Genomic DNA, 23,096 nt, shown 5'->3' on the forward strand with positions numbered 1-23,096 from the left:
GGAACGGCGAGGGAGCGAGTTCGCGCCCTGAGCCACGACCGTCTGGACCTCCGCGCGCGAAGGAGTGAGCGAGTGTGACCCTCGACACCGTCAAGCACGCCTCCGGCAGCCCCGGCACCGAGCAGCCCTGGGCCGAACTCGGCCTGAAGCAGAACGAGTACGAGCAGATCCGCGAGATCCTCGGCCGCCGCCCGACAGGTGCGGAACTGGCCATGTACTCCGTCATGTGGTCGGAGCACTGCTCGTACAAGTCGAGCAAGGTGCACCTCAAGCAGTTCGGTGACAAGGCACCGCCCTCCGACGCCCTTCTCGTCGGCATCGGCGAGCAGGCGGGCGTCGTCGACGTCGGCCAGGGCTACGCCGTCACGTTCAAGGTCGAGTCGCACAACCACCCCTCGTACGTGGAGCCTTACCAGGGCGCCGCCACCGGCATCGGCGGCATCGTCCGCGACATCATCGCCATGGGCGCCCGCCCCGTCGCCGTGATGGACCCGCTGCGCTTCGGCGCCGCCGACCACCCCGACACCAAGCGCGTGCTCCCCGGCGTCGTCGCCGGCATCGGTGGCTACGGCAACTGCCTCGGCCTGCCCAACATCGGCGGCGAGGTCGTCTTCGACCCCTGCTACCAGGGCAACCCGCTCGTCAACGCCCTCTGCGTCGGCGTCATGCGGCACGAGGACATCCACCTCGCCAAGGCCGCGGGCGTCGGCAACAAGGTGATCCTCTACGGCGCCCGCACCGGCGGCGACGGCATCGGCGGCGCCTCCATCCTGGCCTCCGAGACCTTCGACGACGCCAAGCCCAGCAAGCGCCCCAGCGTGCAGGTCGGCGACCCCTTCCAGGAGAAGCTGCTCATCGAGTGCACCCTGGAGGCGTTCCGCGAGGACCTTGTCGTCGGCATCCAGGACCTCGGCGCGGCCGGGCTCTCCTGCGCCACCTCCGAGCTGGCCTCCAACGGCACCGGCGGCATGCGCGTCGAACTCGACGTCGTACCGCTGCGCGACGCGACGCTCTCGCCCGAGGAGATCCTCATGAGCGAGTCGCAGGAGCGGATGTGCGCGGTGGTCGAGCCCGCGAAGGTCGACCGCTTCCTCGCCATCTGCGAGAAGTGGGACGTCACCGCCACCGTCATCGGCGAGGTCACCGACGGCGACCGGCTGGAGATCTACTGGCACGGCGAGCAGATCGTCGACGTACCGCCGCGCACCGTCGCCCACGACGGCCCTGTCTACGAGCGGCCGATGGCCCGCCCCGACTGGCTCGACGCCCTCCGGGCCGACGACGCGGCGAAGCTGCCGCGCCCGGCGGACGCGGCGGAACTGCGCGCCCAGGTGCTGCGGCTCGTCGGCTCGCCGAACCAGGCCGACAAGTCCTGGATCACCTCGCAGTACGACCGCTTCGTCCTCGGCAACACCGTCCTGGCGCAGCCCGAGGACTCCGGCATGATCCGGATCGACGAGGAGACCGGCCTCGGCGTCGCGCTGGCCACCGACGGCAACGGCCGGTACGCCAAGCTCGACCCGTACGCGGGCGCGCAACTGGCGCTGGCGGAGTCGTACCGCAACGTCGCCGCCACCGGCGCCCGCCCGCTCGCCGTCACCGACTGCCTCAACTTCCCCTCGCCGGAGGACCCGGCGGGCATGTGGCAGTTCGCCGAGGCGTGCCGCGGCCTGGCCGACGCCTGCCGCACCCTGGGCACCCCGGTCACCGGCGGCAACGTCTCCCTCTACAACCAGACCGGCGACCAGCCGATCCACCCGACGCCGGTCGTCGGCGTGCTCGGCGTGATCGACGACGTGGCGCGGCGCACCCCGATGGCGTTCGCCCAGGAGGGCCAACTGCTGTACCTCCTCGGCGAGACGAAGGAGGAGCTGGGCGGCTCGGCCTGGTCGCAGGTGGTCCACGACCACCTCGGCGGGCTGCCGCCGGCGGTCGACCTGGAGCGCGAGCGGCTGCTCGCCGAGATCCTGATCTCCGCGTCGCGCGACGGCATGATCGACGCCGCGCACGACCTGTCGGACGGTGGGCTGGTGCAGGCGGTGGTCGAGTCCTGCCTGAAGGGGGGCCACGGCGCGCGGCTGGTGGTGCCGGAGGGGCTGGATCCCGCGGTGTTCCTGTTCTCGGAGTCGCAGGGCCGCGCGGTGGTGGCGGTGCCGCGGAGCGAGGAGATGCGGTTCACGGACATGTGCGGCGCGCGCGGGCTGCCCGCGACCCGGATCGGCGTGGTCGACGGGGACGCGGTGGAGCTGCAGGGCCAGTTCACGCTGCAGCTGGCGGAGCTGCGGGAGACGTACGAGCGGACGATCCCGGAGCTCTTCGCCTGATCCCGGCGCTCTCCGGTTCGGGGACGTGATTCCGTTCTTCCGGTGAAGGGGGCGGGTGCGCGGTCGGCCGCCCACCCGCCCCCTCCGTCATGGCGGCAGACGCCGGCCGCTCCCTTGCCACGGCGCGTGTCAGTGGTGGATGTGATCCTTGCGTCTCCGGTCCCGCACACGCACCGGGACCGCGAGCCACGGAGACCACCGGGGAAGGCCCTATGACTGATCTGTACGGCGTGCGGGTGCTGGCGGTCGACCTGCCGCAGCGCCGCATCCGGCTGCGCACCACCGCCATCTACTACGACAGCGGCGCGCACGCCCCGCTGACCGACGACGCGAGCTTCTTCCTCCGCGTCTTCGCGGAGACGGCGGACGGTGCGCCGCTGGGGGACGCGATCACCGTTGACCAGCGCCTCGACGAGACCTGGGTGGACGCCAGTACGCGGTTCTTCGTCGAGAGCGTGGAGCGGATCGCGACGCGCAACTACCCCCTGACGGAGGAGGAGGTCGACGAGCTGCTGGAGGACGAGGACCGCCTCAGCTTCCCGTGGGAGGAGGAACCCCGGTTCGACGAGCTGAGCCCGGAGGCCGCCGCGGAGCTCGTCCTCAGCGAGGAGGCGAACGTCGGGGCCGACTACGATGTCGTGGTCACCGACCACCGCTGGATCGAGCACCTCGCGGCCGGCGACTGGTGGCGTACGGCGTCGTACCCGACGCAGGCCGACCGGGTGCGCGCCGGTGAGGCGGCCGCGATACCCGACCTACGGCGCCCCGCGGTGCTGCTGAAGCCCTTCGGCGGCAAGGACGAGCCCCGCCATCTGGCGTTCTCCGACGACGGCCGCTTTCTCGCCGTCACCAGCGAAGAGGGCGAACTGGTCGTCTACGAGACCGCCGAGTGGAGCGAGCGCGTCCGTACCCGCGCCGGCGACTACGTCTCCTCCTGGCTGATGTGGGTGCCCGGCGAGCCGTTGATCACGCTCCGCCACCACGAGGAGCTGCACCCGCAGGTGGCCTACGACGCGGTGCGGGGCGCGCCCGCCGAGGCACCCCCGCAGTCGGGGAGGCTGCGCTCCGCCACCGGCCGGTACCGCACCGAGTGGGTGTCCGGGGCGGACGTCGGCCTGCTCTCGCCGGCCGGAGAGGTACGCGTGCTGTCGCTGGACGGGAGCGGGGACGCAGGGGACGCAGGGGACGCAGGGGACGGCGGGACGGGTCCGCTGGCGCCGGATCCGTACGCGGCCTTCGCGTTCTCCGCGGACGAGGCGAGGCTGTTCGCCGCCCGCGGGTCGCGGGTGTACGTGCTGGATCCGGCGGACGGCCGCACCCTGGACGTGATCGCCCACGAGGAGACCGGGATCCGTTCCGTCAGGGTGAGTCCCTGCGGTGAGTATCTGGCGCTCTCGGTGGAGTCCCCGGGAAGGCTGGAGGTGCTCATTCAACGGGTCGGTGACCACCGGGTCGTCACCCGGCACGCCATCGGCCGGGGCTGGTATCCGTTGCAGACCTACGAGTTGGCGTGGTCGCCCGACGGCCGCTGGCTGGCCGCCAACCTGACGGTGGTGGAAGTGAAGAGCGACTGGGAGGCGAAGGGCGGGGAGACCCGGCTCTTCCGCGTGGGCCTCCCCACGGAACCCTCGGCCCTCGTGACACCGCCGTCGGAGTAGGGGCCAGGAGACCCGGGCCCGGTCCGGGGCCGCGGGGTGGTCAGCGTGCGGGCTCCGGCCCGCTCCCGAGGGCGTCCACGGCGCGGTAGATCTCGGCCTTCAGCCCCTCCGGGTCCGGTACGTGGCGGAGCGTCATCACGCCCTGCTCGGACGCGGACTGCACGTTGAGGGTCCCGTAGCGCATGATCCGTTCCCACAGGTTGGCCCGGAACGACACGTCGTTCACGCGCGACAGCGGGATGCTGCGGCCGGCCTTGGACAGGAAGCCGCTGCGCTTGTGCAGGCGCTTGGTGGTGAGGATGTACATGGTGCTGCGCCACTGCAGCAGCGGGACGAGCCAGAAGTAGCAGGCGAAGATCGCCGCCACCGCCAGCACCCCGAAGCTCGTGTACTTCCCCCAGTCCTCGTCCGTCGGCAGCCACCAGACGAGCGCCCCGGCGGCCACCGCGATGACGCAGAGCGCGAGGAACTCGTTGACCAGCGTGGTCCAGTGCTGGCGGGTCACGTACACCAGCGACTCGTCTTCTGCGAGGTAGCGGTCGGCGATAGGCATGCGCGCATGGTGGCACACGACCGGGTTGTCACACATCGGTCGTACGCTCCTGTCATGCCGACCGCCAACCGCCGCGGCGCCCGCAGGGCGCGCACGTACGACCCGGACAAGACGTGGACGGCGCTCACGGCGCAGGTGCGCGCGCTGAGCGCCGCGGCCCACGCGCTGGACGAGCGCCGGCTCGCGCTGCCGTCGGGGCTGCCGGGCTGGGACGTACGGCTGCTGCTGGCGCATGTCGTCGGCGAGATCGACACCGTGCCGCGGCTGCTCGCCGAGCCGCCGCCGCGGGCGGTGCGGGCGGCGGTCGACCTGCAGCGGTGGGCGGTGTCGACGGCGGGCGCCGCGGACGACCTGGCGGCGGTCGCCGTACGGGACGCGGAGCGCATCTCCGCCGGGTACGGGGAGGGGCCGGCGGCGCTCGCCTCGGCGCTGGACGCGGCGGCGGAGCGGCTGGCGGCGGCCGCCCCGGAGGCCGTACGGGCCGACAGGCTGCTGCCGCTCCGCTTCGGCCCGATGACCGCGCTCGACGTGACCGTCACCCGCCTTGTCGAACTCGTCGTGCACAGCGACGACCTGACCCGCGCCACCGGCGCCGACGTCCCGCTGGTCCGGGGCGCGGTCGCGGCCACGGTCCGCGTCCTGGCGGACGCCCTGGCGGCGAAGTCCCCGGGCGCGGCGGTGGAGGTGCGTATCCCGCCGTACGCGGCGGTCCAGTGCATCGAGGGCCCCCGCCACACCCGGGGCACGCCGCCGAACGTGGTGGAGACGGACCCGCTGACGTGGATCCGGCTGGCGACGGGGCGCACGGAGTGGGCGACGGCGCTGGCGGCGGGTTCGGTCGCGGCGAGCGGCGAGCGCGCGGACCTGACGGAGGTGCTCCCGGTGCTCGCCTGAGCCGCCGGACCGCTGGGGCCGGGGCGTCAGCGCAGCCCGGCGCCGACGCGGTTGCGGGCCACGGCGCCGCCCGCCCGGCCGCGGCGATCGACGCGGCGGCCGGGACCCTGGGCCCGCCGCCCTGAGGGCCGTCGGCGGTGGTCAGACTGGGGGGATGGAGTTCTTCTGCTACCACCGGGACCGGCCCGGCTCCTTGGAGCTGCGGTACGAACTGCTCGAAGAGCACTGGTCCTACATGGACCGGTACGCGACCGAGATGATCGCGCGCGGTCCGACGATGGCCGACGACGAGGTGCCGACCGGCAGCGTGCACATCCTCGACCTGCCGGACGTGCCCACCGCCCGCGCGTTCGCCTTCGACGAGCCGGGCTGGCAGGCGGGCGCGTACCGCGACGTGATGCTGCGCCGCTGGCGCAACACCCTGGGCCGCACGATGTGGGACTTCCCCGGCGGGGCCACGGCCGGGAACCGCTACCTCGTGCTGGGTCTCGGCGCCGGTGAGGCCGTCGACCTGGAGCTGCCGCGGGAGCGGGACGAGTTGATCGCGTACGGGCCGCTGCTGCCGGACGACGGGGACGGGTGGCTGGGCACCGCCGCGCTGCTGCGGGCCCCGAACGCGGCCGCGGCGCGGGCGGTGCTCACCGCGGACGCGTACGCCGCGGTCGAGGTGCACGACTGGTACTTCGGCGGCCGGCCGGAGTGAGGCCGGCCGCCGACCGCACCGCGGCCGTCACACGGGTGCGGGCCGCTCGGGCAGCCCGGTCTGCTCGGGCAGCCCGGTCTGGTCGGGCCGGCCGGACTGCTCGGGCCGCTGGGCCGTCGCGGGTTCCTGGGCCGGTTGCCGGGACCCCTCGGGGTGCTCGGTCTTCCCCGGGCCGTCGGCCAGCTTGAGCCAGACGACCCCCGCGATGATCACCGTGAGCCACAGGGCCTTGGCGGGGGTGAGCGACTCGTCGAAGAAGACCGGGCTGAGCAGGGCCGCCCCGACGGCGCCGATCCCCGCCCACACCGCGTAGCCGATGCCGACGTCGACGGTGCGCAGGGCGACGCTCAGGGCGTAGAGCGTCAGCAGGAAGAAGACGACGGCGACGAGCGACCACGACAGCACGGTGAAGCCTTCGCTGCCGCCCACGGACAGGGCGTAGCCGACCTCGAAGACACCGGCCAGCAGGAGTACGAGCCACGCTCGTGCGCGGGCGCTCATGCCGCACCGCTGAGCTGGAGGCCGACGACTCCGGCGATGACGGCGGCGATGCCGAGGAGCTTGCGCCAGCCGAGGCGCTGGCCGAAGAGGAGGACGCCGAGGACGACGATCCCGACGCCGGCGACGGAGGTCCAGATCGCGTAGCCGGCGCCGACGTCGAAGGTCAGCAGCGCCCGGCTGAGGAGGTAGGTGGCGATGCCGCCGCTGACCAGAGTGGCGGCGGTCCAGGCGGGCCGGGTGAAGCCCTGGGCCTTGCCCGCGGACAGGGCGACGGCGATTTCGAAGACGACGGCGAGGCCGAGATGGAACCAGTGCATGGCGGTTGTCCTTCGTGGCGACGAGTGACGAGGTCGGCACCCGATCGTCGGACTTCACACCGGTGTCAAGTGCAAGAATGGATAGCCGGCGGACGGCCCCGGGAGGACTCATGCGCATCGGCGAGCTGGGCGCCGCGAGCGGCGTCAGCACCCGTTCCCTGCGGTATTACGAGGAGCAGGGCCTCATCCGCTCCCGGCGTACCACCGGCGGGTGGCGGGACTTCGACGGCGCCATGGTCGAGCGGGTGGTCCTGATCCAGCACCTGTTCGCCGCGGGCCTGTCCAGCGCCACGATCCACGAGGTGCTGCCGTGCCTGGAGGCCCCGCCCGAGGAGCGTACGGGCGTGATGGAGCAGTTGCTCGCCCAGGAAGTCGAGCGCCTCGAGGCCAAGCGGCGGGACATCGACCGCGAACTCGACACTCTGCGGGCACTCCGCTCCGAGACGGCCCTGGTCGGCGAAGCCCCCTGACCGGCGCATAGACCCGCATCCCCTTCTCCGCCGGGCCCCCGCGAACCCGCGGTCGCACCCCCGTGCCACCCCGCTGGCGCTCGCGCCGCCGGCCCCCGCCCGCTGGGGCGGGTGCCCGTACGTGATCCGGGCCACGCTCCGGCCGTGCGGGTGTCGGGGCATCCTGCCTTAGACTCGAATACGTGCCACGTGGTGACGGACGACTCAGCCACGACCTGCTTCCCGGCGAGAAGGGCCCTCAGGACGCCTGCGGCGTCTTCGGCGTATGGGCCCCGGGCGAGGAGGTCGCCAAGCTCACCTACTTCGGACTGTATGCACTGCAGCACCGGGGACAGGAGTCCGCGGGTATCGCGGTGAGCAACGGTTCACAGATCCTCGTCTTCAAGGACATGGGCCTGGTCTCGCAGGTCTTCGACGAGACATCCCTCGGCTCCCTCCAGGGCCACATCGCCGTGGGTCACGCGCGCTACTCGACCACCGGTGCCTCCGTGTGGGAGAACGCGCAGCCCACCTTCCGGGCCACCCCCCACGGGTCGCTCGCGCTCGGCCACAACGGCAACCTCGTCAACACCGCCGAGCTGTCCGAGATGGTCGCCGCGCTGCCCCCCGAGGGCGGCTCGCGCAGCGGCAGGGCGGCGGCGACCAACGACACCGACCTCGTGACCGCGCTGCTCGCCGGCCAGGTCGACGACGACGGCAAGCCGCTGACCGTGGAGGAGGCCGCGCCGCTGGTGCTGCGGCGGGCCAAGGGTGCGTTCAGCCTCGTCTTCATGGACGAGCAGACGCTCTACGCCGCCCGCGACCCCCAGGGCATCCGGCCGCTGGTGCTCGGGCGCCTCGACCGCGGCTGGGTGGTGGCGTCGGAGAGCGCCGGGCTCGACATCGTCGGGGCCAGCTTCATCCGCGAGGTGGAGCCGGGCGAGCTGATCGCGATCGACGAGAACGGGCTGCGCGCCAGCCGCTTTGCCGAGGCAAAGCCCAAGGGGTGTGTCTTCGAGTACGTGTACCTCGCCCGGCCCGACACCGAGATCGCCGGCCGGAACGTCTACCTCTCCCGCGTCGAGATGGGCCGCCAGCTCGCCGCGGAGGCCCCCGCCGACGCCGATCTGGTGATACCCACGCCCGAGTCCGGCACCCCCGCCGCCATCGGGTACGCGGAGGCCAGCGGCATTCCGTATGGGGCCGGGCTGGTCAAGAACAGCTATGTGGGCCGGACCTTCATCCAGCCCTCCCAGACCATCCGGCAGCTCGGCATCCGGCTGAAGCTGAACCCGCTCAAGGAGGTCATCGGCGGCAAGCGCCTCGTCGTCGTGGACGACTCCATCGTCCGCGGCAACACGCAGCGCGCGCTGGTGCGGATGCTCCGTGAGGCCGGCGCCGCCGAGGTGCACGTGCGCATCTCGTCGCCCCCGATCAAGTGGCCGTGCTTCTTCGGCATCGACTTCGCCACCCGCGCCGAGCTGATCGCCAACGGCATGTCCGTCGAGGAGATCTGCCAGTCGCTGGGCGCGGACTCCCTCGCCTACATCTCCACCGACCGGATGATCGAGGCCACCGGCATCCCCAAGAACGACCTCTGCCGCGCCTGCTTCGACGGCGTGTACCCGATGGACCTGCCCGACCCGGAGCTGCTGGGCAAGCACCTGCTGGAGACCGAGGTCGCCGGCGGGCGCGACGCCGCCGACGCCCTGCGCCGCCCGTAGCGCCGTCGGCCAGGCCCCATCCGATCCCAGGTGAACGACCCGGAGGACCCCAACGCCATGTCTGGTGCCAGCCAGCCCCCCGCCCCCGCGGCCCCCGCCGCCGGCTCCTATGCGGCCGCGGGCGTCGACATCGAGGCCGGTGACCGCGCCGTCGAGCTGATGAAGGAGTGGGTGAAGAAGACCCGGCGGCCGGAGTCGGTCGGTGCGCTCGGCGGCTTCGCCGGCCTCTTCGACGCCTCCGCGCTCAAGCGCTACGAGCGCCCGCTGCTCGCCTCCGCGACCGACGGCGTGGGCACGAAGGTCGCGGTCGCGCAGCGCATGGACGTGCACGACACGATCGGGCACGACCTGGTCGCCATGGTCGTCGACGACCTGGTGGTCACGGGCGCCGAGCCGCTGTTCATGACGGACTACATCTGCGTCGGCAAGGTCGTGCCGGAGCGGGTCGCGGCGATCGTCAAGGGCATCGCCGAGGGCTGCGTGCTGGCCGGCTGCGCGCTGGTCGGCGGCGAGACGGCGGAGCACCCGGGGCTGCTGGCCCCCGACGAGTACGACGTGGCGGGCGCCGGCACCGGTGTCGTCGAGGCGGACGCGGTGCTGGGCGCCGATCGCATCCGCACGGGTGACGCGGTCGTCGCGATGGCCTCCTCGGGCCTTCACTCCAACGGGTACTCGCTGGTGCGCCACGTCCTGCTGGACCGCGCGGGCTGGGCGCTGGACCGGGCGGTGCCGGAGTTCGGCCGTACGCTCGGCGAGGAACTGCTGGAGCCCACCAAGATCTACTCGCTGGACTGCCTCGCGCTGCTGCGCGCCACCGAGGTGCACGCCTTCTCGCACGTCACGGGCGGCGGCCTCGCCAGCAATCTGGCCCGGGTGGTGCCGGAAGGACTGCGGGTCGTCATCGACCGCGGGACGTGGGCGCCTGGCGCCGTCTTCGACGTGGTCGGGGAGGTGGGCCGGGTCGAGCGGGCGGAGCTGGAGCGGACGCTGAACATGGGCGTCGGCATGGTCGCCGTCGTGCCGCAGGCGTCGGTGGACGTCACGCTGGCGCTGCTCGCGGACCGCGGGGTCGACGCCTGGGTCGCCGGCGAGGTGCGCGACCAGGAGGAGACGGGGGCGGGTGATGTCGAGCTTACGGGGGACTATGCCCGCTGAGGCTGCCGCAGGCGGCGCGCACGACGCGTACCGGACGTACGGCGCGTACGGCGTCCCCGGTGCCGGCGTGGAGTGGCCCTACGGGCCCGTGGGCCACGGGTGCCCGTGCGGCCGCGGCCGATTCACGGCAGCAAAAAGGGCCCGTCCGGGGGTGTCCCCGAGCCGAGCTCCGATTTGCTGCCTGCGGTTCAGGCCCCGCGACGCTCCGACGAGCCGGCCGAGTCCTCGCCGTCGTCGTCGTCCTCGTCCTCGTACAGCTCCGCGTAGCGTGCGTACAGGTCGTCGTCGGGAGACTCTTCCTCGACTTGCTGTTGCTGTTGTTGCTGTTGCTGTTGACCGTTCGACGGCGGCTTCGTCGTCGATGCGCCCAGCTCTTCGGCAAGGCGTGAGAGGTCAGTCCCACCGCTGCTGTACTTCAGCTGGCGGGCGACCTTCGTCTGCTTGGCCTTGGCCCGGCCGCGCCCCATGGGTCGACCCCCTCAAACGACGGGGCTCGATGGCCCCAGAGTCTGACACGCGTTCATGATCGGAAGCGGACTCTCGTTAAGAGAGACCGTCCATCGGGGTTCAACGGTACCTGTTTCTGCACCCTGACGGTACGTCGCTGGCAGCACGGGCCCCGCCGCCGATCCCGGTGGAGCCCGCGTCCCCGCTGGTCAAGACCCGATTCTATCGTCTGACGAGGAGCGACCCGCCGCGCGGTGGTGAGATGCGTTACGTGACGTCGCTGCTTTGCCTTGGCGAATGTGCACATCCGCCTCGCCCGCCCCGCGGTGCGCGGGGCGGGCCGGCGGGCGGCCGGGGGCGTACGGCGCTCAGCCGCGGCGCCTCGCCTCCGCCATGCGCTGCTCCGCGATCCGGTCCGCCGCCACCGCCGGGGGTACGCCGTCGGACGCCGCCCGGTGGAATATCTCCACCGTCGTGTCGAAGATCCGGGCGGCCTTCGCCCGCGCCCGGTCCATGTCGAAGCCGTGCAGCTCGTCGGCGACCTGGATGACGCCGCCCGCGTTGACCACGTAGTCCGGGGCGTAGAGGATCCCGCGGTCGGCGAGGTCCTTCTCCACGCCCGGGTGCGCGAGCTGGTTGTTCGCCGCCCCGCAGACGGCCTTCGCGGCCAGCACGGGCACCGTGTCGTCGCTGAGCGCCCCGCCCAGCGCGCACGGCGCGTACACGTCCAGCGGCTCGCGGATCAGCGCGTCCGTGTCCGCCACGACCGCCACACCGGGGTGCGCGGCCCGTACCCGCGCCACCGACTCCTCCCGTACGTCGGTGACCACGACCTCCGCGCCGTCCGCCACCAGGTGGTCCACCAGGATGTGCCCCACCTTGCCGACCCCGGCGATGCCGACCCGCCGGCCGCGCAGCGACGGCGTGCCCCACAGGTGCTCCGCCACCGCGCGCATGCCCTGGAAGACGCCGAAGGCGGTCAGCACGGAGGAGTCGCCGCAGCCGCCGTTCTCGGGCGAGCGGCCGGTGGTCCACCTGTTCGTACGGGCGACCACGTCCATGTCCTCGACGTACGTGCCGACGTCGCACGCCGTGACGTAGCGCCCGCCCAGCGAGGCGACGAAGCGCCCGTAGGCCAGCAGCAGCTCCTCGGTCTTCGCCCGGTCGGGGTCCCCGATGATCACGGCCTTGCCGCCGCCGTGGTCGAGGCCGGCCATCGCGTTCTTGTAGGACATGCCGCGGGAGAGGTTCAGCGCGTCCAGGACCGCGGCCTGCTCGGGGTCGTCCGACGAGGCGTAGGAGTGGAAGCGGGTGCCGCCGAGGGCCGGGCCCAGGGCGGTGGAGTGCAGGGCGATGACCGCCTTGAGGCCGGTCTCGCGGTCCTGGCAGAGGACAACCTGTTCATGTCCGCCCTGGTCGGAGCGGAAGAGTGTGGAGAGAACGTCGGTCACGGTGGTGACTCCGGTTTGGTCGCGGGCTGCTGCCCTCCAGGGGTGGGGAGGGCAGGTAGTGGCTCAAGCGTAGAGCGGCGCCGCCCTCCGGGACCCCCCGGCGGGGTCTCGGGTCCCCAGGAGGCGTCCCCCCGGAGGACTCAGCACCATAGTCTGCGGGAGACTCGGATACGTACGTGGGCGAGGGGAGAGGGTGTGGCCGTGATGTCGTCACTGGTGATCCCGTACGCGACGTATCTGCGCGTGTACGAGCCGCTGGCCGCCTTCCCCGAGCCCGAACGCACCCACTGGTACCGCTACGCCGCCCGCGAAGCCGCTCCCACCAGCCAGGACGAGCTGCTGCGGGCGCTGGCGGGGCTGGCCGGCACCCCGCCGACGGCCGCCCCGGCGCACGAGAGCGGCGACGCCTTCGTCGCCGACGTGGACGGCGTGACGTGCGTCTGCCCGTGGCGTACCCGGCTGCGGAGCTGGCTGGCTCTGGACGAGCTGGTCGAGGAGCTGCCCAAGCCGGTGCTGGAGGCGGCGCTGCCCGAGGTCGTACGGGAACAGGCGCTCGCCGATCACGCGCGCTGGCGGGTGGACAATCCGGACGCCAGGCCGTGGATCAGGTCCGCGGTGTGGACGGTGCCGATGCGCTGGTTCGTGCTCTTCTCCGACGAGGAGCGGGAGTACGAGACGGGCGAGCGCAGCCTGCTGCGCTACCGCACGCCCATGGTGCAGGCCAGGCGCCGGGTGGCGCGCGGGCTGAAGGCGCTGCGCGACGCGGTGGGGCAGGCGCCGCTGGTCGAGGGACTGGTGGACGTCGGAAAGTGGCTGGAAGAGTTCCATCCGCGTTCGCTGGTGGAGCTGGACTACGGCGGCCTCGTGCACGTACTGCCGAAGGAGCACCTGGCGGAGGACCGGTCCGCGGCGGAGGTCGCGGAGGGCATCGCGGCGCTGGCGGCCGGGGACGAGGAGCGGGCCGGGCGGGCGTACCAGCGGCTGACCGACCGCTGGGGCGTGGTGCGCGAGCGGCAGTTCGCCAGCTAGGGCACGCCCTGGGCGGCGCCGGCGGGCCGCACCGGCGGGGCGCCGGGCGCCCGTCGGACGGGGCGCCGGCGGGGTTCTGGCAAGGGGTCGGGCAAGGGCTCACTAGTGCGACGAACAAATCCGGACTAGTGTCCCGCCATGCCCCGGTACGGAAGGGGCCGTTCGGTCCCTGCCCCTGGGGACCTTGGTCCCGGACGAAGGTCCCGAACCAGGCTATTTGGTCAAGCGTGATGGAAAGCACGTACCTGGGTCTTGCCGTCACCGCGTAGCCTGGGTGACGATATAGGGCAAGGAGTCCAGATGGGGTATGTTCCGTCCAACTTAGGGTGGAATGCCGAGCATTGATCCTCTCGTGGGAGACCTTGTGGCCCCTGGTGGTGCTGTGACTGATCGTCACGAAGGTGTGACTGTCCGCTATGGCACGGTCCAGCGGGATCCGTCGAGGTTGAACACCTCAGAGGGCAATTCCATCGGTTTGGCCGACGCCGCTGGACAGATGGTGTAGTTGTAGTGCCGAGGACAAGACGTTCGTCCTATTACCGACTCGACCCCCGTTGGCCATATCGGTCAACGAGGGTCAAGGTGCAGAATTTAGAGGAAAGAACCGAGAAGGTTCGGTTCTCCCGAGGAGGCCGCTCATGACCGCTCGCACCCCTGACGCCGAGCCGCTGCTGACCCCCGCCGAGGTAGCCACGATGTTCCGCGTTGACCCGAAGACGGTCACGCGCTGGGCGAAGGCCGGCAAGCTCACGTCGATCCGCACGCTCGGCGGGCATCGCCGCTACCGCGAGGCGGAGGTCCGCGCACTGCTGGCGGGCATTCCGCAGCAGCGCAGCGAGGCCTGACCTACCCGCGTCGCCGGGGCCGGCCGGGACCCCCTAGCCCGGCTCACGCCCCTCGCACCACACGCGACGCAGCGTCATCGATCGCGCTGGACTCCGCCGGGTCCAGCGCGATTTGCCGATCGGCCCCCAGTGGCCGCCCTTCCCGGGCGGCCGCCGGGGGCCGTTCGCGTACGCGACGTCCGGAAGTATCGGTGCCCGTCCGGGCATGGGTGCAATGGCATATACAAAATTGACCTGACCTAAGGGGGGCGTAAATCCGCCCGTGGTGAAACCGAGTGAGTGATCCCCGTCACAGTCGTGGCGGCTTGCGGCCTTGGTGACCGCTGCGATAGTGACCCCCCGTCAACTCATGCCCTACGCCGGGAGCGTTGCCCCGTCCGGCTCTGCCGGGTCCGCCGCGTCGTTCGCCATCGCCGCGGCGTTCGCGTCCGCGATCTCCGGCGGCGGCCCTGACTCCATCGCCAGCCGCAGCAGCCGGCTGCAGACGGCGCAGTGGGGGGTGAGGTGCCCGTAGGACGAGGCGGCGGAGAGATGGGCGCGCAGAAGGGCCTTGGTCTCGTGCCGCACCGTCGTCGTCATAGCCGTTGAGTACTCGGTGGCCGTACGCCCGTCAAGGAAACGGGCAGCCGGTCTAGACCGCGTACCAGGGGGAACGCGCCACGGGAGAAACAGAAAGCCCCCGCCGTGACGACGGAGGCTGCTGAGTTCTGATGCGTTGCTGTGCGGTCCTGACGGGATTTGCTGCGTCTGTCTGCGGCTTCGCCGCGGGCGCGGCCTCGGACAGGGCCTACGGGGGCTGTGCGGTCCTGACGGGATTTGAACCCGCGGCCTCCACCTTGACAGGGTGGCGAGCACTCCAAACTGCTCCACAGGACCTTGCTTGCGCGAACGCGCGTGCCCGACTCTACAGCAGCTCAGGCCGCCGGTCGAACCGGTTCCCGCGGCTCACCTCGTCGGCGGCACCAGCGCGTCGACCGCCTTCACGATCCGCTTGTCCGAGATCGGATACGCCGTCCCCAGCGCGTGCGCGAAGTAGCTGACCCGCAGCTCCTCGATCATCCACCGCACGTCCAGCACCGCCTTCGGCACCGGCCGCCCCCGCGGCTGCTGCTCCAGCAGCCACGCGTACTCGTCCTGCATCTCCTTGACCTTCGCCATCCGCGCCCGGTCCCGCTCGGCGTGCGTCGGGAGCTGCTGCAGCCGGCGGTCCGCCGCGACGAGGTAGCGCAGCAGGTCCGGCAGCCGGCCCGCGCCGTGCTCGGTGACGAAGCCCGGCTTGACCAGCCATGCCAACTGCTCGCGCACGTCCGCCGCGGACTCGGTCAGCACGGGGCTCTTGACGGCCCGTAGCCGCCCCTCGCAGGCGTGCCAGGCCGCCAGCACCTCCTGCACCTGCCGGATGGTCTGCATCGTCGTGTCGACGATGTCGGCCCGTACGGAGTCGAAGAGCTTGCGGAACCCCTCCTCGTCCCACGCGGGCCCGCCGCGGGCCGCGATGAGCCGGTCCGCGGCGGCCGTCACGCAGTCCTCGAAGAGGGCCTGCACGCCGCCGTGGGGGGTGCGGGAGAGGGCGAGCTTCGCCTGGTTGGACAGCGTGCTGTTGGCGAACTTCGCGGGGTTGGAGGGGAGTTGGAGCAGGATCAGCCGGCGGGTGCCCGCCCACATGGCGGCGGCCTGCTCCGCCTCGGTGTCGTACAGCCGCACGGCGACGGTCTCGCCCTCGTCCACCAGCGCCGGGTACGCCTTGACGGTGTTGCCGCCGAGGGAGGTATCCCTCGCTCGGGCGGAGCCGAGAGCTCGGGGAAGGGTCTCGAAGGTGCGGGGGAGGGCGCCGATGGTCCAGGAGGTGAGGCCGGTGCGCCGGTCCGGCGCGGGCCCGGCCGGGCCGCTCTCCGCCTCGGCGCCCCGGGCGCCGCGCGCGCCCTTCCCGCCGCCCGCCGCCTCGTCGAACGCCCGGGTGATCGCCGCCTGCGTCCTGGGCTTCAGCTTCAGCCGCAGCTCCTCCAGGTCCTTCGACTCCGCGAGCTGCCGCCGCCGTTCGTCGGTCACGCGGAACGTGATCCTCAGATGGTCCGGCACCTTGGCCCAGTCGAAGTCCTCCGCCGCGACCGGCACCCCCACCATCCGCTGCAGCTCCCGCGCCAGCGCCGTCGTCAGCGGCTCCTGTACGGGCACGGCGCGCTCCAGGAACGCCTTGGCGTAGTTCGGCGCCGGCACGTAGTTGCGCCGGATCGGCTTCGGCAGCGAGCGGATCAGCTCGGTGACCACGTCCTCGCGCAGCCCCGGGATTTGCCAGTCGAAGCCCTCGGGGACCACCTGGTTGAGGATCTGCAGCGGTACGTGCACGGTGACGCCGTCCGCGTCCGTGCCCGGCTCGAACTGGTACGTCACCCGCAGCTTCAGCTTCCCCTGCCGCCAGGAGTCGGGGTAGTCGTCCTTGGTGACGCCCTCCGCCTGCTCGTTGATGAGCATCGACTTCTCGAAGTTGAGCAGTTCCGGCTCTTCGCGCTGCTTCTTCTTCCACCAGGAGTCGAAGTGCGCCCCCGACACGACGTCCTCGGGGACGCGCTGGTCGTAGAAGTCGAAGAGCGTCTCGTCGTCCACCAGGATGTCGCGGCGGCGGGCGCGGTGCTCCAGCTCCTCGACCTCGGTGAGGAGGCGGCGGTTGGCGGCGAAGAACTTGTGGTGCGTACGCCAGTCGCCCTCGACCAGCGCGTGCCGGATGAACAGGTCGCGGCAGGTCCCGGGGTCGATACGGCCGTAGTTGACCGAGCGGCGGGCCACCAGCGGCACGCCGTAGAGGGTGACGCGCTCGTACGCCATGACCGCGGCCTGGTCCTTCTCCCAGTGCGGCTCGCTGTACGTGCGCTTGACCAGGTGCTGCGCCAGCGGCTCGACCCAGTCGGGCTCGACCTTCGCGTTGACCCGCGCCCACAGCCGGGAGGTCTCGACCAGCTCGGCCGACATGACCCAGCGCGGCGGCTTCTTGAAGAGCGCGGAGCCGGGGAAGACGGCGAACTTCGCGCTGCGCGCGCCCAGATACTCGTTCTTCGCGTCGGTGTCCTTCAGCCCGATGTGGCTGAGGAGGCCGGCCAGCAGCGACTGGTGGACCAGGTCGGGCGCGGCGTCCTGGTCGGCGGGGTGGATGTCCATGCCGCGGGCGATGGTGCGCAGTTGGGAGTAGATGTCCTGCCATTCGCGTATACGCAGGTAGTTGAGGAACTCGCGCTTGCACATGCGCCGGAACGCGGACGAGGACAGCGCCTTCTGCTGCTCGCGCACGTACGTCCACAGGTTGAGGAACGTCACGAAGTCGCTGGACTCGTCGCGGAAGCGGGCGTGGTGCTGGTCGGCCTGCTGCTGCTTGTCCGCGGGGCGCTCGCGCGGGTCCTGGATGGACAGCGCGGAGGCGATGACCATGACCTCGCGTACGCAGCCGTTGCGCTCGGCCTCCAGCACCATGCGGGCCAGCCGCGGGTCGACGGGCAACTGGGCCAGCTTGCGGCCGGTCTGGGTGAGCCTTTGCCCCTTGCTCCCTCCGGGGGCCTTCTGCGCGGTGTCGAGCGCGTGCAGCTCTTCCAGGAGCTGGACGCCCGCCTTGATGTTGCGGCTGTCCGGCGGGTCGATGAAGGGGAACTTCTCGATGTCGCCGAGGCCGGCGGCGGTCATCTGGAGGATGACGGACGCCAGGTTCGTACGGAGGATCTCGGCGTCGGTGAACTCGGGGCGGGCGAGGAAGTCCTCCTCCGCGTACAGCCGGATGCAGATGCCGTCGGAGAGCCGGCCGCAGCGGCCCTTGCGCTGGTTGGCGCTGGCCTGCGAGATGGGCTCGATGGGCAGGCGCTGGACCTTGGTGCGGTGGCTGTAGCGGGAGATGCGGGCGAAGCCGGTGTCGATCACGTACCGGATGCCGGGGACGGTCAGCGACGTCTCCGCGACGTTCGTGGCGAGGACGACCCGTCGGCCGCCGTGGCGCTGGAAGACCCGGTGCTGCTCGGCGTGCGAGAGGCGGGCGTAGAGGGGCAGGACCTCGGTGCTGCGGAGCTTCTGCTTCGCGAGCGCGTCGGCGGTGTCCCGGATCTCGCGCTCGCCGGAGAGGAAGACGAGGATGTCGCCGGAGCCGTCGCCCTCGGCCTGGAGCTCGTCCACGGCGTCGCAGATGGCGGTGATCTGATCCCGGTCGCTGTCTTCCGCACCCTCTTCGAGGAGCGGGCGGTAGCGCACCTCGACCGGGTACGTGCGGCCGCTGACCTCGACGATCGGGGCGTCGCCGAAGTGCCGGGAGAAGCGTTCCGGGTCGATGGTCGCGGAGGTGATGACGACCTTGAGGTCGGGGCGGCGGGGGAGGAGCCGGGCGAGGTAGCCGAGCAGGAAGTCGATGTTCAGGCTGCGCTCGTGCGCCTCGTCGATGATGATCGTGTCGTACTGGCGCAGCTCGCGGTCCGTCTGGATCTCGGCGAGCAGGATGCCGTCGGTCATGAGCTTGACGAGGGTGTCGCCGCCCACCTGGTCGGTGAAGCGGACCTTCCACCCGACGGCCTCGCCGAGCGGGGTGCGCAGTTCCTCGGCGACGCGCTCGGCCACCGTGCGGGCGGCGATGCGGCGGGGCTGCGTGTGGCCGATGAGGCCGCGGACGCCGCGGCCCAGCTCCAGGCAGATCTTGGGGATCTGGGTCGTCTTGCCTGACCCGGTCTCGCCCGCGACGATCACGACCTGGTGGTCGCGTATGGCCGCGAGGATGTCGTCCTTCTTCTGGCTGACCGGCAGCTCCTGCGGATACGACACGGGAGGCACCGCGGCGCGGCGGCGCTCGGCGGTCAGCTCCGCGGCGTCGACCGCGGCGGCGATCTCGGCGAGCACGGCGGCCCGCGCCTCCGGCTTGCGGACGCGGCGGGCGCCGTCGAGGCGGCGGCCGAGCCGCTGCTCGTCGCGGAGCGTGAGGGCGGACAGGCGGGCGCCGAGGTCGGCGAGGCTGGGGGTGGCGGAAGTGGACATACGGAGTCAAGGATCTCACCCGGGCGGGGGCGTCGGCGAACTATTTCGGCGGGGGTTCGGATGGGGCAAATGACGTAAATCACACTAAGCTGGTCGTCTGTGACGGAGGACGAGGGCCGGCGAGGGGACGGTGCGGGGAGGTCGCGCCGGGTCCGGCGGCCGCGCTCCGGGCGGCGGGTGCTGCGGGCGCACGTACGCCCGCGACCCCGGCCGCGGTCCTTCCCGCGCCCCGGGCGGCGAGCCGGGCAGCGAGCCCGGATGCGAGCCCGGATGCGAGCCCGCCCGCGGCCCGTACCCGAGCAGATCCGGGCGTTCCGCGCCGGGCCGTTCCTGACGCCGGTGGTGCTGGTGCTGCTCCTGGCCGCCGTCGCGGGGCTCTTCGCCGGTTCGTACACCGCCGCGATGGCGAACCCGACGCCGCACAACCTGCCGGTCGCGGTCGTCGGCGACGTGGCCGCCGAGCCGGGGGCGCGGGCGTTCGTCAGGGGGCTGGAGGAGGCGCTGGAGGCGTCGGTGGAGCTGCGCCCGTACGGGACGTACACGCAGGCCAGGGACGCGGTGGAGGAGCAGCGGGTGTTCGCGGTGCTGCGGGTGGGGCAGGACCGGATGCGGGTGGACCTGTCGGGGGCGGCGGGCGCGTCGGTGGCGCGGCTGCTGATGGAGGACGCGCCGCGGGTGGCGAAGCGGGTGGGGGTGCCGGCGACGGTACGGGACATCAAGCCGATGCAGTCCGGGGACCCGCAGGGGCTCGCGCTCTTCTACATCTCGCTCGCGGCGGTGATCGTCGGCTTCATGGGCGCGATCCAGTTGAGCGTGCACGCGCACGCGCTGAACCCGGCGGAGCGGATCGCCTTCACGGCCGCGTACGCGCTGCTCGGCGGGTTCACCATCTACGCGGTCGTGGACCTGCTGCTGGGGGTGGTGCGGCTGCCGTTCCCGCAGTCGTGGCTGACGCTGGCGCTGACGATGTTCACGTCGGGGATGGTCTTCACGATGTTCAACACCCTGATGGGGCGGTGGGCGATCCTGCCGACGTGGGTGGTGATGGTCCTGGTCGGCAACCCGTCGTCGGGCGGGGCGGTGTCGTGGCCGCTGCTGCCGTCGCCGCTGGGGGAGATCGGCCGCTGGCTGCCGCCGGGCGCGTCGGTCAACGCCCAGCACACGGCGGTGTACTTCGCGGGGCACCAGCACCCGTTCCCGTACCTGGTGCTGGCGGGGTGGGCGATCGCCGGGACGGCGGTCTTCTGGACCTGGCGCCACCGGCACCCGGGCGGGCGGGATCGGGTGGCACCGTAGGGTTGCCGGGATGGAGCGGGACGCGGGGCGGTTGCTGGCGCTGCAGGTGACGGGGGTGCACGGGCTGGCGCGGGGGAGTGCCGGTGGGCTGCCGACGGTCAGCGCGCCGGCCGGCGTACGGGCGGTGTGGGCGTGGTCGCCGGGGGCGCGGCTGGTGGCGGTGGCGGAGGACCTGGCGGGTACGGGGCACGAGCGCGCCCTGTCGTCGGATCCGCCTCCGTACGAGGCGGAACGGGCCCCGCGCCCGATGGAGGCCCTGGCCCGAACCCTGGACGGCACCCTGGAGGGCGGCCCCAGCTACGTCTTCCCCCCGGCCCTCCCCCCGCTGCGCCCGCCGCCGCTCCCGCTCCTGGTGTCGGACGCGTCGGGCCTGCGCCGCGCGCGGAGCCTGCGGCGGCCGGCCAACTGGGAACCGGGGGAGTGGGCCGAGTTGACGACGGGCACGCTGGGCCCGTGGGCGATGGCCATCGACGACGACACCCCGGTCTCGATCTGCCACACCCCGGCATCGACTCCGGCCTCGGCAGAAGCCGGCGCCTGGACCCACCCGGCGCACCGCGGCCGGGGCCTGGCCCCGCACACGGTCGCGGCCTGGGCGCACCTCCAACGCGCCCGCGTGGAAGCCCTCTTCTACAGCACGACGACCGGGAACCACGCCTCCCGAGCGGTGGCCCGCACCCTGAACCTCACCCCGCTGGGCTGGCTATGGACGGTGACTCAGCCGTAAACGACGGCGGCGTCCCGACCTCCGCGCCCGGCACGAGCGTGCGCGGGCGGTCTACGTGAAGATGTCCCCTTCATGACCCGGCCAGGCGAGGATGACCCCGTGCCGCTCGCAGAGCGAAACCCAACGGGCCTCGGTCGGTTCCCGCTCCACCCACAGAAGGGCGCGCACCTCGGCGGCCCGCCCCAGTAAGTGCTTGTTTCCGAACCCCGAAACGGCAGGCCAGTGCCATGGGACGGCAGCAGTCGGAAAACTGTGCCGTTCGCTGAACAGTCACGGTGGCGGAGACCCGAACCGAACCATCGGGGCAGGGGGTGCGCCTGGGACAGAAACCAAGTCCACCGCGGTGGACTTGGCCCAGGGGCCCGGCTTGGTGGCCAGGAAGACGGCCCAGAGCCAGCCCGGTCCGAGAGTACCGAGAGCCAGCATCGGAGGTTCGGAAACAAGCACCAACCTTGTTCTTTATCTACCAGGGCCTACCGGGTCTGCCGATGGCCTTGAGGGTCTCGGGGCGTTTAACGGTCTTGCCCACGTCATAGCGGGGTGCCGGACGGCGGTTCTTGGTCCCAGGTGGACGTCCGGGGCCAGCACCACGAGGTTGGGGAACACGGGCCGGACAGGCGAGGTGGGGACGGATGTTCCTGAACCCTCGGCGGACCCGGGCCGGAGTGAGGCGCTCGGGCATGACCGGCTTCTCCCAGGGCCGGCGGAGGTCGGCAGCCAACGGCCGCGCGAGGCGGAGCTGGGTGTGGGCGACGACCAGGAGCCAGGTCCAGCGGTCCGCGGCCTCGGGCGTACGCAGTTTCGGGGTGGTCCAGCCGAGCGTCTGCTTTCCGAACCTGAAGGTGTGCTCCAGATCGAATCTCCTGAGGAACACCTGCCACCACAAGTCCACGTCCGCGGGGGCGGCTCCGGTCTTTGAGGACCACAGCCAGACCGGCGGGGCCTCCCAGTCCTTGGTGAGGTGCTCGACCTTGAGGCGGACCAGGGTGCCCTCGACGACGGGGAGTTCGCCGTCGTGCTCCAGCCAGGCCGAGCGGTGGGTCAACCGGGGGTGGACCCGGTCCCATGCCTGGGCTTCGGCTTTGCCGTAGTTCACGGTGTGGGTGACCGTGGTGATCGCTGCCTCGGGCCAGGTCTCCGGTTTGGCGAAGCGGAACTCCGGCCCGTGCTTGGGCGGGCGGCCGCCCTGGGGGTGAGCCAGATCCCACTCCTTGCGGGAGGGTGCCGGGCAGCGCATCACCCGGTCCGAGCGGATCCGCCCGACCAGTTGGACGGGCAGATCCCGCAGGACCCAGGCCAGGCGGGTGACGTCGTAACCGGCGTCAGATGACGATAGTGACGTCCGGGCTCCCGGGCGTCCACTGGCCGACCGCGACGAGCCGATCGACTACCGCCCTCAGCTGGGCGGCGGTGACCGCGGTCGCGTCGTCCTCGGGGCCGAGCCGGAGCACGTCCAGGATCGAAGTCCACGACGTGGCTCCGGGTTCCAGGACCGCGACGAAGGAGTACGGCCAGCCCGGAATGAACTGCGAGGCGGACTTCGCCCGCCCGTAGACATGGCAGAACAGCCTCTCCGCCGAGCACGGCGCATCCGAGCGCAGCCACGGCGACACGTCGACCGCCAGCACCAGGCGCCCGCCCTCGAAGCGCGGCAGAGGCATGCCGGCCAGCACGTTCCGTAACCTGTCGACGTCGATCCGGCCGCGATTGAGGGCTCCGTACAACGCGCCGTGCCCACGACGGTGCTCGGGCACCAGCGTCAGGTCCACCGGCGAGGCCACCGGCCCGTCGACGCACAGCAGCGCGTCGGTCAGCTCGAACAGTTCGTCACGCCGGGCGGTCAGACACTCGTAGAACTCGCCCCGGAAGCGTGACGCTTCGGCGAACGCTTCGCGCCGGACATCACGGCACACCACACTCATGACAACGGCCTTCGGTTGATCCCGTATCTCTGTGACGGAGCACAGGATCAAGCGAAGGCCGCCCTCACGTCCGGTGAATCCCCAGGTGAGTGACATAGTTCGAATC

The 23,096-nt window shown here is 71.9% G+C and carries 18 protein-coding genes, 1 tRNA gene and 1 pseudogene; 11 read left to right on the plus strand and 9 right to left on the minus strand.

Annotated elements, in window-relative coordinates; translation table 11 throughout:
* The first annotated feature begins 74 nt into the window (after positions 1-74).
* Both purL and ACFYVJ_RS12145 read left to right on the plus strand, forming a co-directional pair.
* The gene (purL, locus tag ACFYVJ_RS12140) at positions 75-2,324 is read left to right on the plus strand and encodes a phosphoribosylformylglycinamidine synthase subunit PurL (RefSeq protein ID WP_388889515.1); all 2,250 of its coding nucleotides are present in this window, start codon (positions 75-77) and stop codon (positions 2,322-2,324) included.
* A gap of 212 nt (positions 2,325-2,536) precedes the next feature.
* Positions 2,537-3,982, plus strand: a complete 1,446-nt coding sequence (locus ACFYVJ_RS12145) for a WD40 repeat domain-containing protein (protein WP_388889517.1) — start codon at positions 2,537-2,539, stop codon at positions 3,980-3,982.
* A 40-nt stretch (positions 3,983-4,022) separates the two neighbouring features.
* On the opposite strand, the gene ACFYVJ_RS12150 is transcribed toward ACFYVJ_RS12145, so the two are convergent.
* On the minus strand, positions 4,023-4,535 hold the full coding sequence (locus tag ACFYVJ_RS12150; RefSeq protein ID WP_388889521.1) for a PH domain-containing protein: 513 nt from the start codon (positions 4,533-4,535) through the stop codon (positions 4,023-4,025).
* Between the two features lie 54 nt (positions 4,536-4,589).
* On the opposite strand from ACFYVJ_RS12150, the gene ACFYVJ_RS12155 reads away from it, so the two are divergent.
* Together ACFYVJ_RS12155 and ACFYVJ_RS12160 are read left to right on the plus strand one after the other, a co-directional pair.
* Complete coding sequence (locus ACFYVJ_RS12155; protein WP_388889523.1) at positions 4,590-5,429, plus strand: sterol carrier family protein; 840 nt, start codon at positions 4,590-4,592, stop codon at positions 5,427-5,429.
* A 154-nt stretch (positions 5,430-5,583) separates the two neighbouring features.
* Entirely contained in the window at positions 5,584-6,132 is a 549-nt protein-coding gene (locus ACFYVJ_RS12160) for a YciI family protein (protein WP_388889525.1), read from the plus strand.
* A gap of 27 nt (positions 6,133-6,159) precedes the next feature.
* On the opposite strand, the gene ACFYVJ_RS12165 is transcribed toward ACFYVJ_RS12160, so the two are convergent.
* Positions 6,160-6,633 carry a DMT family transporter gene (locus ACFYVJ_RS12165; protein WP_388889527.1) on the minus strand — a complete coding sequence of 158 codons (474 nt, stop codon included), beginning with the start codon at positions 6,631-6,633 and terminating at the stop codon, positions 6,160-6,162.
* Positions 6,630-6,950 (minus strand): DMT family transporter, encoded by a 321-nt coding sequence (locus ACFYVJ_RS12170; RefSeq protein ID WP_388889530.1) that lies wholly within the window; start codon positions 6,948-6,950, stop codon positions 6,630-6,632. Before ACFYVJ_RS12170 ends, ACFYVJ_RS12165 begins: the two co-directional genes overlap by 4 nt.
* Positions 6,951-7,060: 110 nt before the next feature.
* On the opposite strand from ACFYVJ_RS12170, the gene ACFYVJ_RS12175 reads away from it, so the two are divergent.
* The 3 genes from ACFYVJ_RS12175 (at position 7,061) to purM (ending at position 10,278) form a co-directional block, all read left to right on the plus strand.
* Complete coding sequence (locus ACFYVJ_RS12175) at positions 7,061-7,420, plus strand: MerR family transcriptional regulator (protein WP_388889532.1); 360 nt, start codon at positions 7,061-7,063, stop codon at positions 7,418-7,420.
* Positions 7,421-7,602: 182 nt separating this feature from the next.
* Complete coding sequence (purF, locus tag ACFYVJ_RS12180) at positions 7,603-9,123, plus strand: amidophosphoribosyltransferase (RefSeq protein ID WP_388889534.1); 1,521 nt, start codon at positions 7,603-7,605, stop codon at positions 9,121-9,123.
* 57 nt (positions 9,124-9,180) lie between these two features.
* Positions 9,181-10,278 carry a phosphoribosylformylglycinamidine cyclo-ligase gene (gene purM, locus ACFYVJ_RS12185; protein ID WP_388889537.1) on the plus strand — a complete coding sequence of 366 codons (1,098 nt, stop codon included), beginning with the start codon at positions 9,181-9,183 and terminating at the stop codon, positions 10,276-10,278.
* Between the two features lie 188 nt (positions 10,279-10,466).
* On the opposite strand, the gene ACFYVJ_RS12190 is transcribed toward purM, so the two are convergent.
* Positions 10,467-10,745: a DUF3073 domain-containing protein gene (locus ACFYVJ_RS12190; protein WP_388889539.1), complete on the minus strand. Its 279-nt coding sequence runs from the start codon at positions 10,743-10,745 to the stop codon at positions 10,467-10,469.
* Positions 10,746-11,093: 348 nt separating this feature from the next.
* Positions 11,094-12,176: a Leu/Phe/Val dehydrogenase gene (locus tag ACFYVJ_RS12195; protein WP_388889541.1), complete on the minus strand. Its 1,083-nt coding sequence runs from the start codon at positions 12,174-12,176 to the stop codon at positions 11,094-11,096.
* Positions 12,177-12,371: 195 nt separating this feature from the next.
* On the opposite strand from ACFYVJ_RS12195, the gene ACFYVJ_RS12200 reads away from it, so the two are divergent.
* Entirely contained in the window at positions 12,372-13,205 is an 834-nt protein-coding gene (locus tag ACFYVJ_RS12200; RefSeq protein ID WP_388889543.1) for a hypothetical protein, read from the plus strand.
* Between the two features lie 638 nt (positions 13,206-13,843).
* Positions 13,844-14,050 (plus strand): developmental transcriptional regulator BldC, encoded by a 207-nt coding sequence (bldC, locus tag ACFYVJ_RS12205; protein WP_003949541.1) that lies wholly within the window; start codon positions 13,844-13,846, stop codon positions 14,048-14,050.
* A gap of 354 nt (positions 14,051-14,404) precedes the next feature.
* Here the strand turns inward: bldC and ACFYVJ_RS12210 are convergent, their stop codons facing one another.
* The 3 genes from ACFYVJ_RS12210 to hrpA all read right to left on the minus strand — a co-directional run bounded on the left by ACFYVJ_RS12210 (position 14,405) and on the right by hrpA (position 19,045).
* The gene (locus tag ACFYVJ_RS12210; protein ID WP_388889546.1) at positions 14,405-14,629 is read right to left on the minus strand and encodes a DUF6274 family protein; all 225 of its coding nucleotides are present in this window, start codon (positions 14,627-14,629) and stop codon (positions 14,405-14,407) included.
* A gap of 222 nt (positions 14,630-14,851) precedes the next feature.
* A tRNA-Asp gene (locus ACFYVJ_RS12215) sits at positions 14,852-14,926 on the minus strand.
* Positions 14,927-14,995: 69 nt separating this feature from the next.
* Positions 14,996-19,045, minus strand: a complete 4,050-nt coding sequence (gene hrpA, locus ACFYVJ_RS12220; protein WP_388889548.1) for an ATP-dependent RNA helicase HrpA — start codon at positions 19,043-19,045, stop codon at positions 14,996-14,998.
* A 270-nt stretch (positions 19,046-19,315) separates the two neighbouring features.
* On the opposite strand from hrpA, the gene ACFYVJ_RS12225 reads away from it, so the two are divergent.
* On the plus strand, positions 19,316-20,341 hold the full coding sequence (locus ACFYVJ_RS12225; protein ID WP_388889550.1) for an ABC transporter permease: 1,026 nt from the start codon (positions 19,316-19,318) through the stop codon (positions 20,339-20,341).
* A gap of 10 nt (positions 20,342-20,351) precedes the next feature.
* Complete coding sequence (locus ACFYVJ_RS12230; protein WP_388889552.1) at positions 20,352-21,068, plus strand: GNAT family N-acetyltransferase; 717 nt, start codon at positions 20,352-20,354, stop codon at positions 21,066-21,068.
* A gap of 463 nt (positions 21,069-21,531) precedes the next feature.
* Here the strand turns inward: ACFYVJ_RS12230 and ACFYVJ_RS12235 are convergent.
* A pseudogene (locus tag ACFYVJ_RS12235) lies at positions 21,532-22,990 on the minus strand (NF041680 family putative transposase).
* Between the last annotated feature and the right edge of the window lie 106 nt (positions 22,991-23,096).

It is taken from the genome of Streptomyces sp. NPDC004134 (assembly GCF_042874195.1).
GTDB lineage: Bacteria > Actinomycetota > Actinomycetes > Streptomycetales > Streptomycetaceae > Streptomyces.